This is a genomic window from Candidatus Brocadia sapporoensis, assembly GCF_001753675.2.
Taxonomy (GTDB): Bacteria; Planctomycetota; Brocadiia; order Brocadiales; family Brocadiaceae; genus Brocadia; species Brocadia sapporoensis.
On sequence record NZ_MJUW02000019.1, the window covers coordinates 36,666 to 61,085 of the forward strand.

Below are 24,420 nucleotides of genomic sequence, written 5' to 3' on the forward strand. Positions count from 1 at the left end.
CCTTGTATTTGCTGGCTTAGCAGCTCATACACCCCTCGAATTGCGAAGGTCGGGATAACTCCGCAAGCTGCCAAAGAGTGAAGTTTCCTGCCGGTTTTTGCATAACAAAGGCATTTATAGGAGGTCGATTTTTACTACACTAAAATCATTTGCAAAATTTGTGTTGCACAACTTCATGAATTTTCATAAAATGCGCCCGTTCATTGTCTCTATACTAAATTTAAGAGATAACAACAATTTCTGTCTTCGGTTACCGGTTGGCATGGACAAACTTGTTTGTCCATGATGTTTGAATATCCACACGGATTTGGAATATAGTATACTGACAAACAAAGTTTGTCCGTGCCACCCTTTAACCCACTTAAATAAAATGAAAATTCTTATGCCGTCGAGGTAAGAAGTAATGTGGCGATTTGATTTTTCAAAAATTCCCGGGAAATAATAAGGACGTTTACGTATAGAAAAAAAGCATATGTGACAATCGCCGTAAATATACTCAAAGATCGAATGGATAAACGCTTTATTCCCGTCTTTTAAAAAAGCTAAATGCTGCGAGTGCCTCGGGCTATTAGCAGTTCTTAATAGTATTTATATTTTTGCATTTTGAGAAAGGAGAAGAAGTATATGTGGAAAAGGCAGATAGGGGTTATGATTTGTGCGATATTTCTTAGTCTTATTGTCATGATATCCCGGGCGCCAGGCGCACCGTCGCCAACGCCGACGCCAACGACAACACCCACACCCACACCCACACCTACACCCACACCTACGCCTACACCAGAGCCAACTCCGGAGCCTTGTAAAGCGAAAAAGCTTAACGCAAAACCGAAATCCCTAAAGCTTTCACAGGGAGAAGATACAGAAAAAACCGTAATCTTAACCTGCAAAGATGGTTTCCCGTCGGTAAACCAATTAGTGACGGCTAAGGTTGTAAGTGGTAAAAAACGCGTGACTGTTTCACCGGCGGAGGTTTCTACTGACGAAGATGGTCAGGCAACATTTACCATTACCGCTACAGAGAAGATAGGCGCCGCAATAGTACGATTCAAACACAAAAAGCTGATAGACGACGTAACGGTAACGGTAAAAAAAGCAAAACCAAAGCTCTAAAAAGCATTTCTGGCAGTTCTCATTTGAGACTATGCCTCGATCGTTGTAAAAGTTTTCGGAAAGGGGATGTTATGTTGGAAGACATGGCATCCCCTTTTTCTTTTTAATTTTTAGATAAATACGAAAAATCAAACTGAATCTTTCTGCATGAAAAAGAAAGGAATAATTTTTTTCGTAGATGTTTGCATTTTACCTCGTGTCCAATGGAACTTATTCATTGAATCCCGAAAACCTTTGCAAACCCTTGCGGATCCATTGAGACCTGGGGAAATGATATTCGTCCGGGAGCTGCCTCTTTTTTTCTATCGTCGCGTCATACCATCTTTTTTCATCCCCTTCAATCCTTTTTTCGCCTTCCTTTATGCCACATCACAACCTTTTTCTCATAAATCTTACCCACTCGTTTCCACGATGACCCACAAAATTATTGGTAACCGTTTAGCTTTTTGAAAGGAATTTCCCGTGCATTTCATGCGTACGGTAAGGACGAAATATTTGCTGCCTTGTGACACACCTCTAAATCCCCTCATTTAGAAGGGATTCTTGCTCTCCTATCTAAAAAGAGGGGCTGGGGGTGTTTTTGATACGAACAAACGCCTTATCTTTTATAAAGGGCAGCAAGCTTAATGTCGCAGAGATTTTTCAAATAACTGAATTGTTACAATGGTTGCAATGATTATGATCGCCTTATATTTCCGGAAGTTAAAAAAACTGAAATAGAGAGATGAAAAGGCCTGCAGTTTGGCTGAGTCTACAACTATTGGAAGGGATATACGGACGAATCTCCGAATAAAAACTTTAGCAAGTTTTTATCTGGACTTCTTTATTGCATTCTGGTTTGTTATCATGGTAAAGTATAGAAGTGACATGCTACCGCTTTGAAATCATTCAATCGGGAGAGCAGGAGAGGTCTTGTTATGATAGAGTTACTGAGAAAAAGACGAAGCATCAGGGTCTATGAGGACAGGAAGATAGAGCCCGAAAAAATTGAGATTTTGAAAGAGGCGTTGTTGCGATCGCCATCATCAAGGAATAGAAATCCTTGGGAGTTTATTTTTGTTGATAATAAAGAATTACTAAAAAAATTATCGAAATCAAAAGAACACGGATCCGAATTTCTGGAAGATGCCGCATTGGGGATTATCGTTTGTGGCGACGAAAAGCAATCGGATGTGTGGATTGAAGACTGTTCCATAGCGTCTATCCTGGTGCAGACGGTTGCCCAATCGATGGATATGGGGAGCTGTTGGATACAGATACGAAACAGAATGCATAACAAAAACACATCCTCAGAAGCATATATCCAAGACCTCTTCAATATTCCAAAAACTATGAAAGTAGAGTCTGTCATCAGCATAGGATATCCTGCAGAGAAAAAAGCCGGTGTGCCAAAGGAAAAGTTGCAATTGAATAAAATTAAAATGAACTGTTGGTGAGCATTCGACACTAAATTAACGATCTCAGATTCATGGATAAAAAAAAGAACAAAGATAAAAAACCGGCGGTATGGCAACGGCACCATATCGAGAAAGGACCGCATCTTGAGATCCTCCGGGCGCGCTTTGACTGGTTAAAACATCCCAAGAGTCAAAAAGAAATGAAACGGCTGGTGCTAGAATCAAATGACTGGGTGAACGTTGTTGCCACAACGCCGGACAATGAAATCGTGGTTGTCCGGCAATACCGGTTTGGCACAGAGAAAATAACCACAGAAATACCCGGTGGCATTATTGACCACGGCGAGGATCCCAGGTCAGCGGCAATTCGGGAATTGAAGGAAGAAACTGGTTATACCTGCACCAATTGGATTTATCTTGATTCTGTCGAACCAAATCCGGCAATTTTGAATAATATGTGTCATTTCTGGCATGCAAAAGATGCTATTCAAACAGGCGAAATGAACCCTGACGAGGGCGAAGATATCGTTGTTGCCACGTTAACGCTCGATGAACTGCGATCCGAAATTCAGGCTGGCAGTTTCCGTCATTCACTGGCACTCCTGGCGCTTACAAAAGTTTTTGACGTATGGAAAAGGTAATCATCGATGGAAATAATCGTGGAGGGGTTTTTGTGCGATTGATATACACAAAGACTTCACCGTCTGAGTAAAAAACGGATGAACAAAAGGGCAATATAATTATGTATCCAGGCTTAACCGTAAAAAAATTATTCGTTTTATTCATCGGTATTCTGTGCGTAACCGGTTGTGGAAATACAAGTGTCAGAAAAGCTGATAGCAAATCACCCGGCATCAAAAAAACCGATATGAAGGATGCTGCCGGTAAGCAATCCGGGCGGTATGATGAAGTCGGCATTGCCTCATTCATTTCAGATGAATACGATGGTAAAATGACTGCTAGCGGCGTTCGTTACGATAGGAATAAACTGACCGCAGCTCATCCGTCATTGCCGTTTGGAACCAGGATACTGATTACCAACCTGGGGAATACCAAAAAGGTTGAGGTGACAGTTATCGATCGTTTTCAGCGAACGACGGACAGAGTTGTGAATGTTTCGCATAAAGCCGGTCTGGATTTAGATCTGATAGAGAGCGGGATTGCAAAAGTAGGCATAATCATTGTTGAAAAACCCGTACAGGACTTCAATTAAGGTAGCAGTTTAGTTTTTTGAAAAAAACATGACTTCTCAGCTATTTTACAACTCTGACAGGGTTCTGAAACCCTGTCAGAGTTGTACCAATACGCGGGATTTACCTTACATCGTCATGATGTTTCAAAAAACTAAAGTATTACGAATTTTTTAAAAAACGAAATTGGTATTAATTAAAAAAATCCGTTCTCTGTTTTGATGACTAACTGAATTAAAAACAAACATGAATAAAAATCACTATACCCAACACCTCCTCATTGCCATTCGCGCTGCGAAACGTGCCGGCGAGGCTATCCTTAAGGTCTATAACTCAGACTTTGTTGTTGAGCATAAAGATGACGACTCCCCTCTGACTCTGGCAGATAAATGCTCCCACGAGATTATTGAGAATGAACTCAAACAACCGCCGACCACAAATAACAATGAAAACACCTTGAATTCTTTGCGATTTCCTATCCTAAGCGAGGAAGGGAAAGATATTCCTTATGACGAGCGAAAGATGTGGGAGTATTTCTGGCTCGTTGACCCTCTTGATGGGACAAAGGAGTTTGTCAAAAGGAACGGGGAATTCACAGTGAACATTGCGCTCATCCACAAAGACAGGCCTGTTCTCGGATGTATCTATATACCGGTGCAGGATTGCTTCTACTTTGCCGCTGCACACCTTGGCTCCTATATGCTTACGAATAGTAAGGTCGTGACTGACGACCTCACAGCAAACGGTCTCCTTGATGCATCACAAAGACTGCCGCTAACCACCAACACCGCAAGCTCTGGCTCAAATGACAACCAGAGTATCACAAAGAAACATCCCTCTTTTACCATTGCTGGCAGCCGTTCACATGCAACACAAGAACTGTCAGAATTTGTAAGTAAAATAAGAGAATCGTACGGGGAGGTTGAATTCATCTCTGCGGGAAGTTCCCTGAAATTTTGCCTTGTGGCAGAAGGCAAGGCGGACATCTATCCGAGATTTGGACCAACAATGGAGTGGGATACTGCAGCCGGGCAAGCAATCGTCGAGCAGACGCGGGGAAAGGTTGTAGATATGCATACCAAAGGACCGTTAACGTATAATAAAAATAATCTGACCAACTCTTTTTTTCTTGTTACGGGACAAAGATTCCAGCCTTCTCAGTTTCAGCACTTATTATAATGTCTGAACAGAGCATGAACCTGCTTTTTATGAGTAGAGACCCATTCGATTGCTCCGGATTATGATATTGTTTGTGGTCCGTCGCGAGAGGAAGTGGGGAAATCAGACGAGGAACCAATGGGCTCCAAATGGAAATATTTGGAAGACATGAAGGATTTTTATATAATGTAAATTTGTTGTATAGGAATTTTTATTTTATTTAAGCGGGTTACAGGGTGGCACGGACAAACAAAATTCGTCTATACCACCCTATAACCGACGACACAACTTGAAGAATTTCAAAGTTTTTCATTGTGCCATTTACGCACCCCCAGCCCCCCTGGGAGGGTTAGGGGTGCATAAAAAGTTGTTGGGTTTTTGTTTTTTTACCCAGCTTATTTAAATCTGAATACCCTTTAGATCAACAAAGGAGAGTACCATGCAATATGAGCATCACGACCTTGTTCATGAATTTCCTGAATATCGTGAAAAGATTCATAATCTTAAGATGACCAATGGCCACTTTAAAAAGCTTTTTGATAACTATCATAAAATTGACAAGGAGGTTTACCGGGTTGAAAACGATATCGAACCGGCCTCAGATACGACCATGGAAGATCTTAAAAAACGCAGGCTTGCTTTAAAAGACGAGCTTTTCAACATACTTAAACATAATACGCACTGATGATGAGGCTTCTATTACCAATCAGAACGTTTTAAAGATTGTGTCTATGATCAGATTAAAAACAAACGAGGCGCTTGTCGATGAGCAGGGTAGTAATGATAACGTTGTCATACTTGTTCATGAATCAGATAACCAGCATGATGAAAAAACAATAGCCATAGAAACAGAAAGTTTCGGTATGCTTGGTTACGTAAAACGTTCTGCGGCAAAAGTCACTTGCACGTATTATTGATGATGAGATAAGATTAAAGGTAGAAATCTTCGGTCAGTATTATACCAATGAGATTGATACAACAATTTTTCTCAGAATTAAAGCAAATGAGGACTGAAATATTTTACCCTGTGGAGAATTAACTAATAGTATGCACAGAGAAGGCTTATCCGTACTATGAGACAAGGGTTTTACCCCACTCTGGTCTTGGTTTGAAATTGCACCCCATGATTTGAATCGCTCTCACGTAGGTTTTAGTTTACAACTTGAATCAATCAGCTTGTTTCAACTATCGATTCTAATTCTTTGATGCTGTTAGCAGACATAACACAGGGTGGGACAGCCTCATTTTGTATAATTAATAGCGGTACATAATGTTTATTTCTTTATATTCAGCTTATGGCAGGATATAGAAGATTTTCGCTGAATAAAATAGAAATGAATTTCGCCATAGACCATGCCTAAGATCAGCGTAAAAAATTTCAACCTTGAGTCTACTCTCTTATGCGGTCAACTGTTCCGGGTATTCAGAAGGGGTGATTGGTATGATATTGCTGCAAGGGACCGTATCTTTCATGTCAGACAGTCTGCTCATTACTTAGAATTCCAGGGCATAGATCGTAAATTCCTGACACACTATTTTGCGCTTGATGAGCCATACTCCACTATTTTAAATGAAATAAACAGGGACCGACACATCGGCAAGGCAATCAGGAGATACTATGGATTACGCATTGTACGGCAGGACCCCTGGGAATGTCTCATATCATTTCTCTGTTCTTCTGCTGCAAATATCCCAAAAATAAAACTAAATCTTGAAATTTTATCACGGTCCTTTGGAAAAAAGACTGATGTGAAGGGGATGGAGATGCACACATTTCCCAATCCCGGTGATTTAAATGATTACGACCAGATTGTTTTGGCAAAGACGGGCTTTCGGGCAAAGTATCTTAAAACGGCTAACGATCTTGTGAGTGAAGATTTTTTGTTGTCTCTCAGAAAACTTTCCTATCCGGAGGCAAAGAAAGCGCTGAAAGATATTCCTGGGATTGGGGATAAGATTGCAGATTGTATCCTTTTGTTTTCTTTGGGCTTTACCGAGGCATTCCCCATTGATACTTGGATGAAGAAGATTCTTCAGAAATTATATTTCAACAATCAGCAGGTATCAAACCAAAAGCTCCAGGAGTTTGGAGTAAAATATTTTGGCAGATATGCGGGGTATGCCCAGCAATTTCTTTATATGCTGGCACGGGAATCCGCATAGGCAAGATTGTGGCTTATCGGGGTTTTCGTTTGAATAACTTTATGCTTTGTGTCAACGTTATGATTTGGTATAGTGAAAAAAATTTTAAATGTACGGCCTTCAAAGAACGTAACAATTTAGGTTTTTAGAAAATCTTCTGTATAAATAATGTTGTCTGGTAGGGGCGGGCTTGAAACCTGCCCCTACGTTGCGGGTAATGCCTTCTCTGTTGGAAATATTCAAAAAAAGTAAATTGCTACAAAAAAACCTTTTTTCAGAAAAATCATGAAAACGACTGCATGGTTGGCCAAAGAATTCTTCCTCCCTGAAGCTCTTTCTTCTGCCAGGAATGCTATAGAAAAGGCGGGAGGAAATGAAACGTTCATGGTAGGAAGGCTTAACGACGACCTCCTTGTGATGGACGTCGATGTCTGTGCCATGGGCAATAAAACGGCTGTACCCGCTATGATAAAGCAAGCGAGGTGCGGGGATGTTATTGTTCACAACCATCCGGACGGGACTTTAGAGCCATCCGATGCAGATCTGGAGATCGCATCCTATATGGGATCTCAGAATGTGGGATGCTATATTGTGGATAATAACGTGGAATTTGTATACCCCGTGGTAAAGGTTATGAAAGAGCGGTTATGCGAGAAGCTTGCCTTCAACGAGTTGTCGGCGCAATTTCAGCCGGAAGGAAATTTTGCAAGGCATCTGTCTCAGTATGAATATCGCAAGCCACAGGTCGATATGCTGAAATCGGTCGTTGATGCCTTTAATGAAGACAAAATTGCTGTGATTGAAGCGGGGACGGGGACGGGAAAATCTCTGGCATATCTGGCTCCTGCCGTGTTCTGGAGTATTAAAAACCAGGATCGGGTAGTGGTGTCTACGCATACGATAAACCTACAAGAACAATTAATGGAAAAAGACATTCCGATACTCAGAACATGCTGTGGACTCGATTTCAAGAGTGTTCTCGTAAAAGGGAGAAATAACTATGTGTGCCTGAGAAAGGTTTATAATTTACGTTTCGATAGCAGTGCGTTGATTGATGATGAAGATCGTCAGCAACTGAATGATCTGCTAGCGTGGGCGGCAAAAACACGAGATGGAAGCAAAACCGATCTTAATTTTGTGCCACAGGAGGATGTTTGGGAGGCAATACAATCTGAGGCAGACCAGTGCACACGACTGAAGTGCCGGTTTTATGACGAGTGTTATTTTTATATTGCCCGGAGAAACGCAGCAAGCGCAGATATCCTGGTCGTGAACCACTATCTTCTGATGGCTGACTTGATGGTGCGTAGGGAAACAAAGGGGTATGATGCCGTAGCTATCTTGCCTCCCTTCCAGAAAATTATTATCGATGAGGCTCATCATCTTGTAGATGTGGCAACGGCAAGTCTCAGCGCGACGATTTCGAGATTAAGGATACTAAAGCTCCTGGGGAGATTGGTTAATCTCAAGGATGCGAGAAAAGGCCTGTTGCAATACCTGAAGAGCAAATTAAAAGAGGTGAGTTCTGTTCATGACCAGGCTATTGCAGGAGAAATTACCGATAGAATCAACACGGAAATCCTGGAGGCACGCCAGCTTCTCTATGATACCGTGCAAAGAATATTTGAAGATATGTCTGAAGCGATCAGTAATTATGGTGTTCACACCGGAATGCAAAAGGAAGAGATGAAGGATGGGGAGATCACATTTCGCATTACTGCAAGCTTTGTTTCTACCGATCTGTGGCGAGATGTTATCGAGAGTCAATTCAGAAAATTGAGCGCGGATATCCGGGAATTTGTCTTTCTCTTAACGTCACTCCTCGAGGAAATGGCGGAATTCTCGAAAAAATCACAAGAAGTCTTATCGTCTGTTCTGATCGATCTTGTTTCGTGCAAGATGCGATTGAAATTTGTGACAAACGAGATTGATGCTTTTGTTGAGGATAATGAAAGGATTTGCAAATGGATAGAAATGAAGAGATACGCAGGGGAACCGACAGTCAGGTTTTGCACTGCGCCGCTTTCCGTTTCCGAAGATTTAAAGATGTGCCTCTACGATCATTATCGTACGATACTCCTGACATCCGCTACCCTGGCAATCAACAAGACCTTTTCCTTTTTCAAAGATAGTAGTGGTTTGCAGCAAATTTCACACGAGCGATTATCAGAATCGATCCTGGATTCCCCATTTGATTTCCAGCAGCAGTCTCTTATCGGTATTCCTACAGATATTGCAGAACCTGGCCAACCAGGTTATGTTTCCACTCTGGAAGAGAATATCTTAAAGACTATAGAAATTTCGGAAGGCCGTGCGTTAGTCCTGTTTACTTCATACAGTCTTCTCAACAATCTTTATCAACGATTGGAACCGCAGATCACACGACTTGGTTATGTCTGTTTGAAGCAAGGAATAAGGAGTCGTCATAACCTCCTCGAGACCTTTAAAGAAGATGCGACGTCGGTCTTGTTTGCTACAGACAGTTTCTGGGAAGGAATTGACGTAAAGGGAGATGCTTTGTCATGCGTCATCCTTACCCGATTGCCATTTAAGGTGCCGACACAACCTATTGTTGAGGCAAGGGTGGAGGCCATTGAAAGGGCTGGTGGTGATGCTTTTTTTCAATATTCCGTACCTATGGCAGTGATTAAATTCAAGCAGGGATTTGGCAGGCTCATCCGGAGTCGCGAGGATAAGGGAGTCGTGGTTGTTTTCGACCGCCGGATAGTTACTAAGAAATATGGGCGTGTCTTTCTTCAATCACTTCCGGATATCAGGTGCATTAAGGATAAGAGAGAGATTGTTTTTCAGGAAATGAGACAGTTTTTTGATGATGACACTTTTTCCCCGGTAGGGAAAAGGAAGTCCTTCCGGTAAGGCCACAGAGTACATGTTCCACGGATAGGAAGGAAAGAATAAATAATTTACTACATTGATGTTAAGGAATTCCAATACAAAAAGTAGCGCAGGGGTTTATCTCCCGCCATTGGCCTGATTTGTTGGGGAAGGCATATTATCATGAAGGTTTTTTTAACAGGCAGTACCGGCTTTGTAGGAAAACGGATACTTCAGGATTTACTCAAAAAAAATTATCAGGTCAGATGCGTTGTCAGGCAGGGTTCTGAACAAAAGATTGTGCACTACAAAGAAGCGGCGGACATTGTACAAGGAGATATTACCGATGTGGACAGTTTGCGAGGCAAACTGGCAGGATGTGATGCTGTGATCAACCTTGTTGGTATTATCAGAGAGTTTCCCGGGAAAGGGATTACGTTTGAGAAATTACATTATGAGGGGACGGTAAATCTTCTTAAAGCGGCACGGGAACAGGGTGTCCGTCGATTCATTCAGATGAGTGCGCTCGGGGCGCGAAAAGACGGGAAGACCCAATATCAGCAAACCAAGTTCCGTGCGGAAGAATGTATACAAAGCAGCGGGCTTGATTATACGATTTTTCGCCCATCAGTTATCTACGGGCCTGGAGACAAATTCGTCAATCTATTTGTCCGCATGCTGAAGACACTGCAATTTGTGCCTGTCATTGGCAACGGCAGGTATCAGATGCAACCCGTATCCGTGGAAAACGTATCGAATGGTTTTGTAAGATCAATAGAGCAAAAGGATTCTATTGGAAAAATATTTGTTGTTGGCGGACCGGAAAAGATGGAGTTTAATCGAATTATTGATATCATTGGCAGCGTCCTCTGCGTGCCTCCGTATAAACTTCATATCCCGGTTTTCATCATGAACCTTGCAGCAGAAATGTTTGATTGGCTGCCCGCCTTTCCTGTTACAAAAGACCAGATTAGCATGCTACTGGAAGGCAACACCTGTGATGAAAAACCATTTTTAAATCATTTTAGTATCAAATCTATTGAGTTTAAACAAGGTATCTCCAAATACTTTATATCATGAAAGGTATAGATACAACCCATGACAGACACGAACTATCCGAAGGTTGATTATCTTCTGCAGCTCAGTTGTGGCTACTGGAAGTCCTATATCCTCTTTACCGCGGTGGAGTTTGATCTCTTTACTATTATGAACAAAGGAAGGCTTACCGCCAAAGAAGTTTCTCAGGCTATTCAGGCCAACGAACGGGCGACCGAGATGCTTCTCAACGCACTTGTTTCGCTTAGATTACTTATTAAACAGGAAAACCACTATGCAAATTCCTCTCTATCGAATTGCTATCTGATCAAGGGAAATCCTAATTATCTTGGAGATTATATCCATCATTTTCATAATATGACGGATACCTGGGCAATGCTTCGGGAAACGATCGAAACGGGAAATCCGGTTTCCCTGAAGGACCTGCCGGAAGAGGTTGATCCGCATGATTTGAGGGATTTTATTACGGCAATGCATAATATAGCTTCCGTAAAGACAGAGGAGCTTTGCAGAAAGCTCGATTTAAAAGGTGCAAAGACGTTGCTGGATATTGCTGGTGGTCCTGGTACCTATGCCATTGCCCTCGCAAAGGCCAATCCAGAGCTTCGTGCCGTTGTCTTTGATCTGGAGCACACCATTCGCCTCACCCGTGAATTCATTGCGGCGGCAAAGATAGGAGACCGCGTTACCACGCAAGCGGGCAATTGTCTGGAGGATGGCTTTGGGGAAAATATGTACGATGTAATTCTGGTCTCAAATCTTTTGCATATTTACAACACTGCCAATAATACCAGAATACTCAGGAAGTGCCGGGATGCTCTCAAAGAGTGCGGACTCATTGTCATCCATGAATTTGTCCTGGATGAAACAAGGACACATCCACAGTTTGCCGCTCTCTTCAGCCTCAATATGCTCCTCGGTACTCAGGAAGGGGCTTCGTACAGCGAGCCTGAATACCAGGAATGGCTTGCCAATGCCGGGTTTGATGATATAAAAAAGATTGACCTGGAGTCCAATTCAACCTTAATTATTGGCAAAAGAAGATAGGACAATCGTCTTATTCAACGGTTACGCTTTTGGCAAGATTTCTGGGTTTGTCGACATCACAATTACGCATGACTGCCATATGGTACGCCAGTAACTGGAGTGGTATTACAGAAAGAATGGGTGTCAACCAATCGGAAGTCTTCGGAATATAAAAGACATGATCGACTTTTCCTCTGATAGAATCGTCTCCTTCCGTCGCAATTGCTATCAGCCTTCCACCTCTGGATTTGACCTCGGCAATATTACTTAAAATCTTTCCGTAGACACTATCCTTTGTAGCAATAAAGATTACAGGCATATCCTTGTTGATAAGGGCGATAGGTCCGTGTTTCATCTCTGCAGCCGGGTAACCTTCGGCATGAATATAGGATATCTCCTTGAGCTTTAATGCTCCTTCAAGCGCCACGGGGTAATTGTATCCTCTGCCCAGATAGAGGGCATTTTCACTGTCTTTATACATACGGGCAAGTTCCACAATTTCTTCTTCCCTGTCGAGGATGTTCTGGATTTTATCGGGTATTGACTGGATAACCTTAATTGCGTCGGAGGATACCGGGGCATGGGGATGTTTCAAATGCATCATATACAAAGTGAAAAGATATAAAACGGTAATCTGGGCAGTAAATGCCTTGGTGGATGCAACTCCTATCTCCGGGCCGATATGTAAATAAATACCACAATCAGCCTCACGGGCAATCGTACTGCCTACGACATTGCAGATAGAAAGCAATTTTGCTCCCTTGTGCTTTGCTTCCCGCATTGCTGCTAACGTATCCGCTGTTTCACCTGACTGGCTTATGGCTATAACGACCGTATCTTCTTCAATCACAGGGTTTCGATACCGAAACTCTGAGGCATATTCAACATCAACAGGCATACGTGCCAGTTCTTCCAGCATGTATTCACCCACCAGCCCTGCATGCCAGGAGGTGCCACAGGCGACAATGATAATACGTTTTGCCTTACGGAGTTCCTTTTCACAGCTTAATAAGCCTCCCAATTTGATCGGGCCATGGTCGGTTTCTATTCTTCCGCGCATTACATTTCGCAACGCCTGGGGTTGTTCGTGGATCTCTTTGAGCATAAAATGCTCATATCCGCCCTTCTCGATCATATCGATATTCCATAGCACCTCTTCCACCTTTTTGTAAGTAGGGATATTTTGTATGGTTTTAGTTTCGTAATGATCCAAGGTGAGAATAGCCACCTCATTATCATCCAGATACACCACATCCCTTGTATGCCCAAGGGAAGCAGAGACATCCGATGTGACAAAGTATTCTTTATTACCAATGCCTATTACCAGAGGAGATCCCTTTCTTGCGGCTACGATCTTGTTCGGATCTTTCGTAGAAATTACGGCAATTCCATAGGTTCCTTCTACCTCTTTCAATGCCTCCATAACTGCTTTTTCGAGATTGTTCTGAAAATATTTTTCGATGAGATGTGCTAATACCTCGGTATCGGTTTCGCTCTGAAAGATATGTCCTTCCCTTTCCAATCTGGATTTTAGATAATCATAATTCTCGATAATTCCGTTATGCACCACGGCAATTTGTTTGTGGCAATCCATATGAGGATGGGCATTGTTCATGGTCGGAGCGCCATGCGTTGCCCATCGTGTATGAACAATTCCTATATGGGTGTTGAATTTGCCACCATCGAGCTTTTTTTCCAGTTCGGCTATTTTTCCTACGGCTTTTTCGCACCTTAAGCTGCCATTTTCGACAAAGGCGATTCCGGAGGAATCGTATCCGCGATATTCGAGCCTTTTAATACCGTCCAACAAAATCGTGACGGCTTTGTTATATCCAATATATCCTACAATTCCGCACATGGGTTTTAGTCCTCAAAATTATCGTGATGTTTTCACAAGTCTTTTAATGGTATTATATATTTCTGGTAATTTTTTGATTACTACCTGAATGCGTTTTTCTTCCGCAATCGGTTTGGCCGGCGACCCCCATACAATTGAGCCAGCCTCTAAACTTTTATAAACCTTGGAACCGCCGCCAATCATGCAGTTGTCGCCTATTGTTGCATGGTCAGTGATACCGACATCTTCAGCAATCAGAACATTTTTTCCAATTTTAGCACTTCCTGCAATCTTGGCGTATGCAATAAGCATCGTGTCATCCCCTATAACAACATTGTGGGCAATATGGGAATGATTGTCTATCTTCACTCCATTTCCAATGATGGTTTTGTCGAGGGCAGCGCGGCAGATCGTTACCATAGCGCCAATTTCGACATCATCGCCAATTTCAACGATTCCAACTTGTGGTATCTTTACGTGTTTCTTTTTCAATTGAAGATAGCCAAATCCATCATCACCGATAACGCTATTGCAATGAATAGTAACCCGCCTCCCAATGATAGTGTTTTCCCGGATAGAGACGTTGGCGTAGATAACTGAGTTGTCTCCGATGCGGCTCCCCTTGCCAATAAATGTATTTGGATAAATGGCAACATAATTACCGATCGTTACTCCGTCCTCCACGACAACATGTGCACCGGCAGAAACTCCTACTCCCACGGTAGCTTCTTTACTGATGACCGCCGTAGGATGAATGCCTGCCTGACGTTTAAATCGCTCTTGTGCTACAATCTCCAGAAATTTTGTAAAAGAGAGGGTTGGATTTTCTAAGATAATTTGTGGTTTTTTGAGTTGCTGAATCTCACGGTGTATTACGATTGCGGCAGCGCGAGATGTTAAAGCCTGAGGGACAAGGACGTCGTTCTTGACAAAGGCTATATCTCCTTCTTTTGCAGCTTCAATGCTAGCAAGTCCTGTAATGCAGGTATTCCCATCACCAATGATTTTCCCGCCAAGAATAGCATGGATTTCATTAAGGGTAAATTTCATGTATCTGCAGAGAGATTGTTTGGTTTATTCCATTTTACATTTTTAATGTTACCATTGAACACTAGTATATCAGAAATAGAATCATCTGCAAATTTTTAATATTTTTAGGAACAGATAACGTGACATGGTTATATGTAAGTTTATGGGGTTATACCTGCCCAAGAATAATGCAAGCGTTGTGGCCGCCAAAGCCAAACGAATTAGAAAGTGCATTTTTAATCTTCTTTTTCCGGGCAACATTGGGGACAAAGTCTAATCCGGCGCATTTGGGGTCGGGTGTCTCATGGTTAATGGTTGGTGGTATGATCCCATCCTTAATTGCCAAGGTACAGATGATTATTTCAACACTCCCTGAAGCGCCGAGTTGGTGACCCAACATAGATTTTGTAGAACTGATAGGGATTTTGGGTGCATGTAGTCCAAAGACCTTCTTAACGGCTTCCATTTCAATGTTGTCACCAATTGGAGTTGAGGTAGCATGTGCATTAATGTAATCTATTTCTTCCGGATTACATTGAGCGTCATTCAGGGCGCTTACCATGCATCGCACAGCGCCTTCACCGTTTGGTTCTGGCGCCGCAATATGATATGCATCTGAGTTGAGTCCGTAGCCAAGTATCTCTGCATAGATATGTGCACCTCTTTTTTTTGCGATTTCAAATTCTTCAAGCACAACAACACCGGCGCCTTCGGAAAGGACGAAACCATCCCGGTCTTTATCAAAGGGACGGCTTGCTTGTTGTGGTGCATTATTTCGGGTAGAAAGAGCCTTCATTGAGATAAAACCACCCATTGCCAAAGGAGTAATTACCGCTTCTGAGCTTCCCGCAATCATTATGTCTGCATCTCCCCGCTGGATAATCCTGACGGCCTCTCCTACGGTATTGCCGCCGGTAGTGCATGCTGTTACCAGTGCGTAATTCGGTCCCTTGAGTCCGAATCGTATTGCTACTTGTGCCGGGGCGGCGTTGACCATTAATTTGGGAATCAGAAAAGGTGATATTCTCGAAGGTCCTTTTTTGAGAAGGATTGCATGCTGTTCCTCAAGTTCTATTAAACCACCCATGCCAGAACCAATGATAACCCCCGCTCTGGTTTTGTCGAAGCCTTCTAAACCAAGCTCAGCATCTTTTACTGCCAGGACAGCGGCGACGATAGCAAACTGAGCAAACCGGTCTAACCGCCGGGCATCTTTAACATCGAGCCAGCGGTTAGGTTCAAAATCGCTAATTTCTCCTCCAAAGTGTACATCAAAAGCAGTGGTATCGAAAGAAGTAATGGGTTTTATACCGCTTTTCCCTTCACAGAGCGCAGACCAGAGTTCTGCTTTTTCGTACCCTAAAGGGGTAACCGCACCTACGCCGGTAATAACAACCCTTCGCCGTTTCTGCATTTATTTGTGTTCCTCAATGTATTTAACCGCATCCCCAACAGTCCGTATCTTTTCCGCATCTTCATCAGGGATATTCATATCAAAGGCGTCTTCAAATTCCATGATCAGTTCTACGGTATCCAGGGAATCTGCTCCCAAGTCGTTAATAAATGCCGTTTCTTTCGTAATCTGTTCCGCTTTTACTCCCATTTGTTTTATGATAATCTCTTTGACCTTATCTTCAACTGCTGACACGATTTTACCTCCTTATGCTAAAATGAATACAATTTCCCTATATTTTCAAAGGCATCTATGGTGTCGATGCTTCTGATTTCCTGGGCAGCGTCAATCCTTTTCATGAGCCCCGACAATGTTTTGCCAGGTCCAATCTCATAAAACTGATTAAATCCGTCTTGTATCAGACGGGAGATTGACTGATGCCACCGTACCGGACTATTTAATTGTTTTGTTAATGATGTTTTTATCTCGTTGGGTTCCCTCACATATCGTGCATGAATATTTGCTATAACAGGAATATTTGGCTGCGAGATTGGCGTTGATGCCAGTTCCCTTGCAAGTTTATCACTTGCTGGGGTCATTAAGTCTGAATGAAATGCTCCGTCGACTTTTAAGGGGACGACCATTCTTGCTCCTCTTTCCTTAGCGAGAACGGATGCCTTTTCTAACAGAGACTTTTCGCCTGAGATAACAATTTGCCCCGGGCTATTATAATTCGCTGCACAAATGATTCCCATCGGCATCAACTCCGCACAAATCTGTTCCACCTTTTCGTCTGCTAATCCAATAACAGAAACCATCCCACCCGCATTTGCATTACACGCTTCCTGCATAAACAGACCGCGCTTGTATACCAACCTCACCGCATCCTGAAAAGCTATTGAACCTGCAGCTACATGTGCCGTATATTCTCCAAGGCTTAGTCCGGCAGTTGCATGGCACTCATTTCCATTACTGAATGGATTTCTTTTTACGACTTCCAATATTGCCAGGCTGACTACAAGAATGGCAGGCTGACACAGGGATGTCTTGTTTAACTCTTCCTGTTTTTCATGGAAGCAGAGCGAAGCTATATCAAATCCAAGTATTTCACTAGCCTGATTGAATATCTCTCGCGCTTCTTTGAAGTGGGTATAGAAATCTTTACCCATTCCCACATATTGCGATCCCTGACCGGGGAAAAGAAATGCTGTCTTTTGCTTGCACTCTACCATCGAATAACTGAGGATCCCCAGGTCAACCCACCTCCAAATGCTACCAGCATAACGAGATCTCCCTTGGAGAGCCTCCCTTCCTTTCTTGCCTCGTCAATCGCAATGGGAATAGATGCCGATGAGGTATTTCCATATTTGTCGATATTCACAAAAGCTTTTTCCATAGGCAATCCAAGTTTTTCCATGGTCGCTTCAATAATTCTCAGATTGCTCTGATGTGGAATAATAAGGTCAATATCCTCGATCGTAAGTCCGTTTTTGTTTACCGTTTCCAGAATCATACTTGTTATATTGTTAATCGCCAGTTTAAATACCTCTTTGCCCCGAAAGTGAATATAATGTGTCCGCTGTTGTACCGATTCTACAGAGGCCGGAGTCTTTGCTCCCCCTCCGGGCATGATGAGGACATCTGCCTGTGATCCGTCAGCAGCCAGGCTTGTAGAAAGAATCTCGTGTTTTGCGCTGCTTTTTTGTATGATAACAGCACCGGCTCCGTCTCCAAACAATACACACGTAGTGCGGTCAGTAAAGTCGGTAATCGTTGACAGACACTCAGCGCCTATCACCAGGACAGTCTCCATTGCCCCTGAATTTACAAAGCTTTGTCCGACGGATATTGCGTAAATAAATCCGGCACATGCGGCTAATATATCAAACGCACCCGCCCGGGTTGCGCCGAGTTTTTGCTGTACAAAGCATGAAGTCGAAGGAAAGAAGTGGTCGGGTGTAATTGTCGACGTAATAATCATGTCTAAATCGTGAGGATATACCCCGGCATCTTCCATCGCTTTAAGTGATGCCTGAGTGGCAAGATCAGAGGTTATTTGTCCGTTTTCAACGATACGGCGCTCTTTGATGCCAGTTCTTTGGATAATCCAATCATCACTGGTGTCAACCATCTTTTCTAAATCATAGTTTGTTAGAACCTTTCCAGGCAGGTAGGAACCTATACCAGTAATAGACGCCCTTTGATTCTGTCGCATGTATAATTTTAAATATCCAGAGGAGATTAAATGAATGGTTTATCGGTTACATAACAATTGACGCAGATGCATCGGCCTTTTCCAGTTCAGAAACAATATGCTCATTGACTTTATTTTTTGATAACTGCAATGCGACCCTTATGGCATTGAGGATTGCTTTGGAATCAGACCTGCCATGACAAATAATACACACCCCGTTGACACCCAGCAAAGGGGCACCGCCATATTCAGCAAAGTCCGTTTTGGCCTTTAAGGGAGCAATGGCCGGTTTACACAAGAATAAACCTAATTTTGACCAGAAACTTTTCATTGCTTCTGCCTTAATCGTTGATAAAATCCCTGTAGCAAGCCCTTCTGCAAATTTTAACATGACGTTCCCGACGAAACCCTCACAAACAATAATATCTGCTTTCCCATCAAATATTTCTCTGCCTTCTATATTTCCTACAAAGTTTAACTGAGAATGTGAGAGAAGGGCAAATGTTTCTTTCGCAAGATCATTCCCTTTTGCATCTTCTTCACCGATATTTAAAAGTCCCACTCGCGGATCTTTTACACCGAAGATACACTTGCTGAATATGGTTGACATAACGCCATACTGAAAGAGATGGATGGGTTTACAGGCAATATTTGCTCCTACGTCAATGACCAGACAAACGCCACTCCTCGTAGGAAATGGAGCGGCAATGCCAGGACGCCGCACTCCTTTCAGCGTCCGCAAATGCAATGTCGCTGCAGCAACCACTGCGCCGGTATTGCCCGCACTCACGGCAGCGACTGCTTCGCCTTTTGCCACAAGCCCGACAGTTTGCGTGATTGATGAATTTGTTTTCTGACGTATGGAATACGTAGCAGGGTCTTCCATGCCAACCACTTGAGATGCGTGATGCGTAGTAATATTTTTCGGGATGGTTCGGTAAGATTCCAGCTCTCGCTGTATCGCTTTTCCATCGCCAACCAACAGAATCTCGCTATCCTGAAATTGCTGTGCAGCCAGGATGGAACCCTTAACAATCTCGTGGGGAGCCTTGTCCCCTCCCATTGCATCTACCGCAACCTTCATGGCTTACATTCCAACCGAAATGACCTGCTTACCCCGGTAATAGCCGCAATTATGACAAACCGTGTGTGGTTGATTTACCTGCTTGCAATGGGAACAAATATACCGCTTCGACCGTATACCACTGCCTTTTTCGATATTTTCAGCAAGCGGAATAACCGGCGGAGTTAATTTGTCGTGCGTACGTCTTTTACGAGTTCTTGAATTTGAAAATCTTCTCTTTGGATTAGGCATGTATCACCTCTAAAAAATTTTATACGACCTTTCACAGTGAGGATACCAGAATGCAAAAGTTTTATACTATTTCTCTTATTTTTTCTTTTGATATCCTAACATAATTCTCTTTGTTATTTTATTGTAAATCTCTTATTTCTCTTAAGTTAAAAAAATAGATAGCTACAGGATTCAAATAATTTCAAACGGAGAATTTTATATATAATCACATTCAATGTCAAGTAAAAACTCAAAGACCCTGATCGGTTCTCAATTACATACCAGTGATTGTTTATATTGTATGAAATGTTTTTTACGGGTACTCTATTCTGCAGACAGGCTTACTCCGGCAAGGATTTTTTCCCTTAACAATTCGGTGGCAAAACTCAGCGCTTCATCGAGTTTTTCTGGCCATTGCCCTCCTGCCTGTGCCATATCTGGCCTGCCTCCTCCCCCTCCGCCAACCACTTTTGCAATTTCCTTTGAGATGTTCCCCGCATGCAAACCGCACTTGACGAGAGCCGGGCTCAAGGCAGCAATGATTGTTACCCGTCCGTTTTGTGCAGTTCCTAATATAATAGCCATGTCTTTGGCTGATTTCATTAATCTATCTGCCGTTTTTCTGAGATCATCTGCAGTTGCATCCTCTAATTTTCTTGTAATAATTTTTACTCCGGAAACCACTTTGGCATTCTCAACGAAAGAGTCAACCTTGCCGCTTATCTCTTTTTGTTTGACCTTGTGAAGCTCTTTCTGAAGATTCTTTAATTCACTTAACAGGTCCTGTGTCTTTGCAATCAGCTTGTCCTCACTCGTATTCAAGGCGCTACACATCTCGTTGACAAGTCGTTCTTTTTCCCTGTCCCTGTTTAATGTTGCGGTGCCTGTCATTGCTTCAATACGTCTAATCCCGGCAGCAACGGACGATTCGCCGATAATTCTCAACAATCCTATTTCTCCTGAGTGATTTACGTGAGTGCCACCGCATAGTTCTTTGCTGAAATCGCCTATAGCAACCATTCTGACCAAATCGCCGTATTTTTCTCCAAACAAGGCTATAGCACCAGCATTCCTTGCCTCATGGATAGATAATTCCTTTACCACGACAGGCTCATTTTTCAGGATCATTTCATTAACGATATCTTCGATTCGTATGATCTCTTCTTGTGTTAAACCTGAGAAATGATGAAAATCAAAACGCAGCCGGTCCTGTGTAACCAGTGATCCTGATTGCTCTGCATGCTGACCGATCACTTTTCTCAAGGCAAAGTGGAGAATATGTGTTGCTGAATGGTTTTTCCGAATGGAGTTCCTTCGCTGAATGTCAATTTTGGCATGAACCAGACCCTCTTTTCGAATGTCTCCCTTTATCACTTTTCCTATGTGCAGGATGAAGTCATTGTTCTTTTTCGTATCGGTAATTTTGACCTGATTTCCATTTAACTCCAGAATCCCGGTATCACCAACCTGGCCGCCTGATTCTCCGTAAAAAGGTGTCCGATCTAAAACAACCGTAACTTCTTCCCCGACAGTGACCACTTCAACGAGTTGATCGCCCTGGATAAGAGCAATTATCTTCGCTTCACAGGCATCTGCCTGGTAACCAAGAAACTCGGTACCTTTCGAAAGTTCTTTTATCCTGCTCAATGGCCCTGTATCAAAGACCTGCCCGGTCATCTGTGATGATGTCCTTGCCTGTATCCGCTGCTTCTTGAGTTCGTTCTCAAAACCATCCTTATCTACCGTAAATCCCTTCTCACTGAGAATCAATTCTGTCATATCCAGAGGGAAACCATACGTATCGTATAATTTAAAGGCTTCCTGTCCAGACAAGACTTTTTGCTGGTTCTTTTGCAACGTATCCATCCATTCTTTCAGTCTGGCTGTCCCCAGTTCTAAAGTTTCATGGAATTTCTCTTCTTCACTTTTCACAACCCTCGCAATGTTTTCCCTGCGCTGCTTAATATCGGGATAGTATTCCTGCATGACATTGCCGACAATCGGTACCAGTTTGTATAAAAAGCAGTCTTTTATACCCAACTGCGTGCCATCTCGTATAGCACGCCGTAACAGTCGTCTCTCGACATAGCCGCGTCCTTCATTGCCAGGCAGAACACCATCAGAGATGCAAAACACGCACGCCTTCACATGGTCTGCAATTCGACGCATAAGTATAGCATGTTCACTTTGTCCGTTATATTTTATGTGGGCAATTTCTTCTAAGGATTTGATAATAGGACGAAAGATGTCTATGTCGAAGTTGGTTTGTACTCCCTGCATGACACGCGCCATTCTTTCCAGTCCCATGCCCGTATCAACATTTTTATGAGGCAATGGTACCAGTTTGCCGCCTTCCGTGCGGTTATATTGCGTGAATACAAGATTCCATATTTCTACAAACCGGTCGCAATCACAGGCTGGATCGCATCCTTTTGTTCCACAGCCGACTTTTTCTCCCTGATCAAAGAATATTTCAGAACACGGGCCGCAAGGTCCGTTAGGCCCTAAGAGGGGCGCATTCGCTGGCCAAAAATTGTCTTTTTCACCATATTGATAAATATTTGACCGTGGTATTCCAATATGTCTATCCCAAATTTCGTATGACTCCTGATCGTCCTTATAAACACTGACACTCAGGCGATTTTCCGGCATGCCTAATTCCTGCACCAGAAATTCCCATGCCCATTCAATCGTTTCTTTTTTAAAATAATCTCCAAAAGAAAAATTACCCAGCATTTCAAAAAAAGTATGATGAGAGGCCGTCTTGCCCACATTGTCAATATCACCCGTCCGGAGGCATTTCTGGCAAGTGGTTGCCCTCTTGAAAGGCAAATTCCCTTTACCCAAAAACATGTCTTTGAACTGATTCATTCCGGCGCCGGTAAAGAGGATCGTCGGATCGTTCTGTGGAACCAATGAGTCGCTGGGCCAGATTACATGCGACTTCTTTTCAAAGAATGTAAGAAATTTATTACGAATTTCGTTGGTATTCATAAACAATCCAGTTATTTTTCGCTCTTTTTAGAGACGGGCTCAACCTTTGTTTTTTCGGGAGCTTTTTCGGTGGTCTTTTCTATGACCATGTCCGGTTTTATTTTTTTCAAGATAGATTGCTCAAGCTCTTTCATTAATTCTGGTTTTCCTTCAATAAACTGCCGGGAATTTTCTCTGCCCTGCCCCAATCGAATTTCACCGTAAGAAAACCAGGTCCCCGACTTTTCAATAATCTGATGTTCGACTCCAAGGTCTATGATATCTCCCCCACGGGATATACCGGTATTATATAAGATATCAAACTCCGCCTTCTTGAAAGGGGCAGCAACTTTGTTTTTGGCAATTGTGGCGCGTACCCGGTTCCCAATAGTTGCCTCACCGTCTTTTATGCTGCCAATCCTTCGGATATCGATACGTACCGAGGAATAGAATTTTAATGCCCTGCCGCCGGGAGTTGTTTCCGGATTTCCACCATACATAACCCCGATCTTTTCACGAATCTGGTTAATAAAAATAACACTGGTGTGAGATTTTGAGATGCAACCCGTTAGTTTTCGTAATGCCTGCGACATAAGCCTGGCTTGTAGCCCCACATGAGCATCACCCATCTCCCCTTCAATTTCAGCGCGGGGAACAAGAGCCGCTACAGAATCAACAGCAATAATATCCACGGCATTGCTCCTCACCAGCAATTCAGCGATCTCAAGCGCCTGCTCTCCGGTGTCGGGCTGGTTAACCATAAGATTATTCAGGTCTACTCCTAATTTCTTTGCATAATCAGGGTCAAGGGCATGCTCAGCATCAATGAAGGCTGCCATACCACCCTCTTTCTGTGCATTTGCAATAATATGGAGCGTCAGAGTGGTTTTGCCTGAAGATTCAGGGCCAAAGATCTCGATAACCCTTCCCCGCGGAATACCCCCAACGCCCAGGGCAAGATCCAGAGACAATGCACCGGTTGAGATGGTAGAAACGTCGACCCTCGTCTGTCCACCCAGCTTCATGATCGTCCCTTTTCCGTACTGTTTCTCAATTTGTGAGATTGCCCGTTCTAGTGCCTGATGTCGCTTTTCTTTATCTGCATCTTCTGGTTTTGATATCATAATTCACCCATATAAAAAGCCGCGCTTGTTAAATCACCGGTTTGAAATTCTTGAACGTTAATCCAATTCAATACTCTGTAACTTCGTATATACAGGTCCGTCCGGTAAAAGGTCGCTCTTCATCAGAGCCACCTGCGTCACATGCTCTGACCCAAAATCAAACTCATGGTACGAATCTAGTTTTTCTGCAAGTCTCCTTACGTTTCTGAGCGTCTTTATGCGCCCTACGGTGAGGTGTGCACTAAATTTGCGATTCTCATGCTCCACACCTAACGCCACGAATTGATTGCCAAGTCTTTCATGGATTTGTGCCAAAACCCCTCTTTCGTCTATTACGTCAGCAAAAACAACCCGAGGCTTCTTCTCCGTAGGAAAAGTACCCACTCCCCGGTAATGTAGATCAAACGGCTTGATATGAGCCATAGCTTCTTTTATTATGGCGGTAACGGACTCTATTTTTTCTTCGTCAAGTGCGCCAATAAATTTTAGTGTAATATGAAGGTTTTCGGGGGCGACCCAGCTCACATCCGCACCGGCTTTTTTTAAGGCATTTTGAAAGGCCGATAACCTTTTTTGGATTTCTTCAGTAATTTCAACAGCAACAAAGAGCCTTACATTCATAAGATAAGCTAGTAACATATAACGCATGAAACCAAAGATTG

General features: G+C 42.9%; 22 protein-coding genes. 11 read left to right on the forward strand and 11 right to left on the reverse strand.

Annotated elements, in window-relative coordinates:
• Positions 1 to 624: 624 nt before the first annotated feature.
• The 11 genes from BIY37_RS13020 (at position 625) to BIY37_RS01255 (ending at position 11,935) form a co-directional block, all read left to right on the forward strand.
• Positions 625 to 1,110 (forward strand): Ig-like domain-containing protein, encoded by a 486-nt coding sequence (locus BIY37_RS13020; protein WP_070066021.1) that lies wholly within the window; start codon positions 625 to 627, stop codon positions 1,108 to 1,110.
• Positions 1,111 to 2,027: 917 nt separating this feature from the next.
• A complete protein-coding gene (locus BIY37_RS01210) occupies positions 2,028 to 2,546 on the forward strand; it encodes a nitroreductase family protein (protein WP_070066022.1) in 519 nt (172 codons plus the stop codon).
• A 32-nt stretch (positions 2,547 to 2,578) separates the two neighbouring features.
• The gene (locus BIY37_RS01215) at positions 2,579 to 3,148 is read left to right on the forward strand and encodes an NUDIX hydrolase (protein ID WP_080324763.1); all 570 of its coding nucleotides are present in this window, start codon (positions 2,579 to 2,581) and stop codon (positions 3,146 to 3,148) included.
• 101 nt (positions 3,149 to 3,249) lie between these two features.
• The gene (locus BIY37_RS01220) at positions 3,250 to 3,720 is read left to right on the forward strand and encodes a septal ring lytic transglycosylase RlpA family protein (RefSeq protein WP_070066023.1); all 471 of its coding nucleotides are present in this window, start codon (positions 3,250 to 3,252) and stop codon (positions 3,718 to 3,720) included.
• Positions 3,721 to 3,943: 223 nt separating this feature from the next.
• The gene (locus tag BIY37_RS01225; RefSeq protein ID WP_070066024.1) at positions 3,944 to 4,876 is read left to right on the forward strand and encodes a 3'(2'),5'-bisphosphate nucleotidase CysQ family protein; all 933 of its coding nucleotides are present in this window, start codon (positions 3,944 to 3,946) and stop codon (positions 4,874 to 4,876) included.
• A 418-nt stretch (positions 4,877 to 5,294) separates the two neighbouring features.
• Positions 5,295 to 5,540, forward strand: a complete 246-nt coding sequence (locus BIY37_RS01230; RefSeq protein WP_070066025.1) for an HP1242/YdcH family protein — start codon at positions 5,295 to 5,297, stop codon at positions 5,538 to 5,540.
• A 46-nt stretch (positions 5,541 to 5,586) separates the two neighbouring features.
• Positions 5,587 to 5,772 (forward strand): hypothetical protein, encoded by a 186-nt coding sequence (locus tag BIY37_RS01235; RefSeq protein WP_070066026.1) that lies wholly within the window; start codon positions 5,587 to 5,589, stop codon positions 5,770 to 5,772.
• Between the two features lie 436 nt (positions 5,773 to 6,208).
• Positions 6,209 to 7,018, forward strand: coding sequence for a DNA-3-methyladenine glycosylase family protein (locus BIY37_RS01240; RefSeq protein ID WP_070066027.1), 810 nt, complete (start codon positions 6,209 to 6,211; stop codon positions 7,016 to 7,018).
• A 264-nt stretch (positions 7,019 to 7,282) separates the two neighbouring features.
• Entirely contained in the window at positions 7,283 to 9,874 is a 2,592-nt protein-coding gene (locus BIY37_RS01245; protein WP_070066028.1) for a helicase C-terminal domain-containing protein, read from the forward strand.
• 141 nt (positions 9,875 to 10,015) lie between these two features.
• Positions 10,016 to 10,912: a complex I NDUFA9 subunit family protein gene (locus BIY37_RS01250; RefSeq protein WP_070066029.1), complete on the forward strand. Its 897-nt coding sequence runs from the start codon at positions 10,016 to 10,018 to the stop codon at positions 10,910 to 10,912.
• 18 nt (positions 10,913 to 10,930) lie between these two features.
• On the forward strand, positions 10,931 to 11,935 hold the full coding sequence (locus tag BIY37_RS01255; RefSeq protein ID WP_070066030.1) for a methyltransferase: 1,005 nt from the start codon (positions 10,931 to 10,933) through the stop codon (positions 11,933 to 11,935).
• 10 nt (positions 11,936 to 11,945) lie between these two features.
• Here the strand turns inward: BIY37_RS01255 and glmS are convergent, their stop codons facing one another.
• The 11 genes from glmS to thpR all read right to left on the reverse strand — a co-directional run bounded on the left by glmS (position 11,946) and on the right by thpR (position 24,397).
• Positions 11,946 to 13,772, reverse strand: coding sequence for a glutamine--fructose-6-phosphate transaminase (isomerizing) (gene glmS, locus BIY37_RS01260; protein WP_070066031.1), 1,827 nt, complete (start codon positions 13,770 to 13,772; stop codon positions 11,946 to 11,948).
• 18 nt (positions 13,773 to 13,790) lie between these two features.
• Positions 13,791 to 14,801 (reverse strand): UDP-3-O-(3-hydroxymyristoyl)glucosamine N-acyltransferase, encoded by a 1,011-nt coding sequence (gene lpxD / locus BIY37_RS01265; RefSeq protein ID WP_070066032.1) that lies wholly within the window; start codon positions 14,799 to 14,801, stop codon positions 13,791 to 13,793.
• 148 nt (positions 14,802 to 14,949) lie between these two features.
• Positions 14,950 to 16,194, reverse strand: coding sequence for a beta-ketoacyl-ACP synthase II (fabF, locus tag BIY37_RS01270; protein ID WP_070066033.1), 1,245 nt, complete (start codon positions 16,192 to 16,194; stop codon positions 14,950 to 14,952).
• Entirely contained in the window at positions 16,195 to 16,428 is a 234-nt protein-coding gene (locus tag BIY37_RS01275) for an acyl carrier protein (protein ID WP_070066034.1), read from the reverse strand.
• A gap of 17 nt (positions 16,429 to 16,445) precedes the next feature.
• Positions 16,446 to 17,405: an ACP S-malonyltransferase gene (gene fabD, locus BIY37_RS01280; RefSeq protein ID WP_070066035.1), complete on the reverse strand. Its 960-nt coding sequence runs from the start codon at positions 17,403 to 17,405 to the stop codon at positions 16,446 to 16,448.
• Complete coding sequence (locus BIY37_RS01285; protein WP_070066036.1) at positions 17,399 to 18,388, reverse strand: beta-ketoacyl-ACP synthase III; 990 nt, start codon at positions 18,386 to 18,388, stop codon at positions 17,399 to 17,401. The genes fabD and BIY37_RS01285 overlap by 7 nt, the downstream gene beginning before the upstream one ends.
• A gap of 46 nt (positions 18,389 to 18,434) precedes the next feature.
• Positions 18,435 to 19,451 carry a phosphate acyltransferase PlsX gene (gene plsX / locus BIY37_RS01290; protein WP_070066037.1) on the reverse strand — a complete coding sequence of 339 codons (1,017 nt, stop codon included), beginning with the start codon at positions 19,449 to 19,451 and terminating at the stop codon, positions 18,435 to 18,437.
• Positions 19,452 to 19,454: 3 nt separating this feature from the next.
• Entirely contained in the window at positions 19,455 to 19,682 is a 228-nt protein-coding gene (gene rpmF, locus BIY37_RS01295) for a 50S ribosomal protein L32 (protein WP_080324764.1), read from the reverse strand.
• Positions 19,683 to 19,985: 303 nt separating this feature from the next.
• On the reverse strand, positions 19,986 to 22,655 hold the full coding sequence (alaS, locus tag BIY37_RS01300; RefSeq protein ID WP_070066038.1) for an alanine--tRNA ligase: 2,670 nt from the start codon (positions 22,653 to 22,655) through the stop codon (positions 19,986 to 19,988).
• Between the two features lie 11 nt (positions 22,656 to 22,666).
• Positions 22,667 to 23,758 (reverse strand): recombinase RecA, encoded by a 1,092-nt coding sequence (gene recA / locus BIY37_RS01305; RefSeq protein ID WP_070066039.1) that lies wholly within the window; start codon positions 23,756 to 23,758, stop codon positions 22,667 to 22,669.
• A 57-nt stretch (positions 23,759 to 23,815) separates the two neighbouring features.
• Positions 23,816 to 24,397, reverse strand: a complete 582-nt coding sequence (gene thpR / locus BIY37_RS01310; protein WP_179129209.1) for an RNA 2',3'-cyclic phosphodiesterase — start codon at positions 24,395 to 24,397, stop codon at positions 23,816 to 23,818.
• Positions 24,398 to 24,420: the final 23 nt, after the last annotated feature.

What these genes read in the sequence shown, in the direction of transcription:
- BIY37_RS01225 (WP_070066024.1), top strand. Translation starts at nt 3,944, where the DNA reads ATGAATAAAAATCACTATACCCAACACCTCCTCATTGCCATTCGCGCT.
- alaS (WP_070066038.1), bottom strand. Translation starts at nt 22,655, where the DNA reads ATGAATACCAACGAAATTCGTAATAAATTTCTTACATTCTTTGAAAAG.
- plsX (WP_070066037.1), bottom strand. Translation starts at nt 19,451, where the DNA reads ATGAAGGTTGCGGTAGATGCAATGGGAGGGGACAAGGCTCCCCACGAG.
- thpR (WP_179129209.1), bottom strand. Translation starts at nt 24,397, where the DNA reads ATGTTACTAGCTTATCTTATGAATGTAAGGCTCTTTGTTGCTGTTGAA.
- BIY37_RS01255 (WP_070066030.1), top strand. Translation starts at nt 10,931, where the DNA reads ATGACAGACACGAACTATCCGAAGGTTGATTATCTTCTGCAGCTCAGT.
- BIY37_RS01230 (WP_070066025.1), top strand. Translation starts at nt 5,295, where the DNA reads ATGCAATATGAGCATCACGACCTTGTTCATGAATTTCCTGAATATCGT.
- BIY37_RS01240 (WP_070066027.1), top strand. Translation starts at nt 6,209, where the DNA reads ATGCCTAAGATCAGCGTAAAAAATTTCAACCTTGAGTCTACTCTCTTA.
- fabD (WP_070066035.1), bottom strand. Translation starts at nt 17,405, where the DNA reads ATGGTAGAGTGCAAGCAAAAGACAGCATTTCTTTTCCCCGGTCAGGGA.
- lpxD (WP_070066032.1), bottom strand. Translation starts at nt 14,801, where the DNA reads ATGAAATTTACCCTTAATGAAATCCATGCTATTCTTGGCGGGAAAATC.
- BIY37_RS13020 (WP_070066021.1), top strand. Translation starts at nt 625, where the DNA reads ATGTGGAAAAGGCAGATAGGGGTTATGATTTGTGCGATATTTCTTAGT.
- BIY37_RS01285 (WP_070066036.1), bottom strand. Translation starts at nt 18,388, where the DNA reads ATGCGACAGAATCAAAGGGCGTCTATTACTGGTATAGGTTCCTACCTG.
- BIY37_RS01250 (WP_070066029.1), top strand. Translation starts at nt 10,016, where the DNA reads ATGAAGGTTTTTTTAACAGGCAGTACCGGCTTTGTAGGAAAACGGATA.
- glmS (WP_070066031.1), bottom strand. Translation starts at nt 13,772, where the DNA reads ATGTGCGGAATTGTAGGATATATTGGATATAACAAAGCCGTCACGATT.
- BIY37_RS01235 (WP_070066026.1), top strand. Translation starts at nt 5,587, where the DNA reads ATGATCAGATTAAAAACAAACGAGGCGCTTGTCGATGAGCAGGGTAGT.
- rpmF (WP_080324764.1), bottom strand. Translation starts at nt 19,682, where the DNA reads ATGCCTAATCCAAAGAGAAGATTTTCAAATTCAAGAACTCGTAAAAGA.
- recA (WP_070066039.1), bottom strand. Translation starts at nt 23,758, where the DNA reads ATGATATCAAAACCAGAAGATGCAGATAAAGAAAAGCGACATCAGGCA.
- fabF (WP_070066033.1), bottom strand. Translation starts at nt 16,194, where the DNA reads ATGCAGAAACGGCGAAGGGTTGTTATTACCGGCGTAGGTGCGGTTACC.
- BIY37_RS01220 (WP_070066023.1), top strand. Translation starts at nt 3,250, where the DNA reads ATGTATCCAGGCTTAACCGTAAAAAAATTATTCGTTTTATTCATCGGT.
- BIY37_RS01210 (WP_070066022.1), top strand. Translation starts at nt 2,028, where the DNA reads ATGATAGAGTTACTGAGAAAAAGACGAAGCATCAGGGTCTATGAGGAC.
- BIY37_RS01215 (WP_080324763.1), top strand. Translation starts at nt 2,579, where the DNA reads ATGGATAAAAAAAAGAACAAAGATAAAAAACCGGCGGTATGGCAACGG.
- BIY37_RS01245 (WP_070066028.1), top strand. Translation starts at nt 7,283, where the DNA reads ATGAAAACGACTGCATGGTTGGCCAAAGAATTCTTCCTCCCTGAAGCT.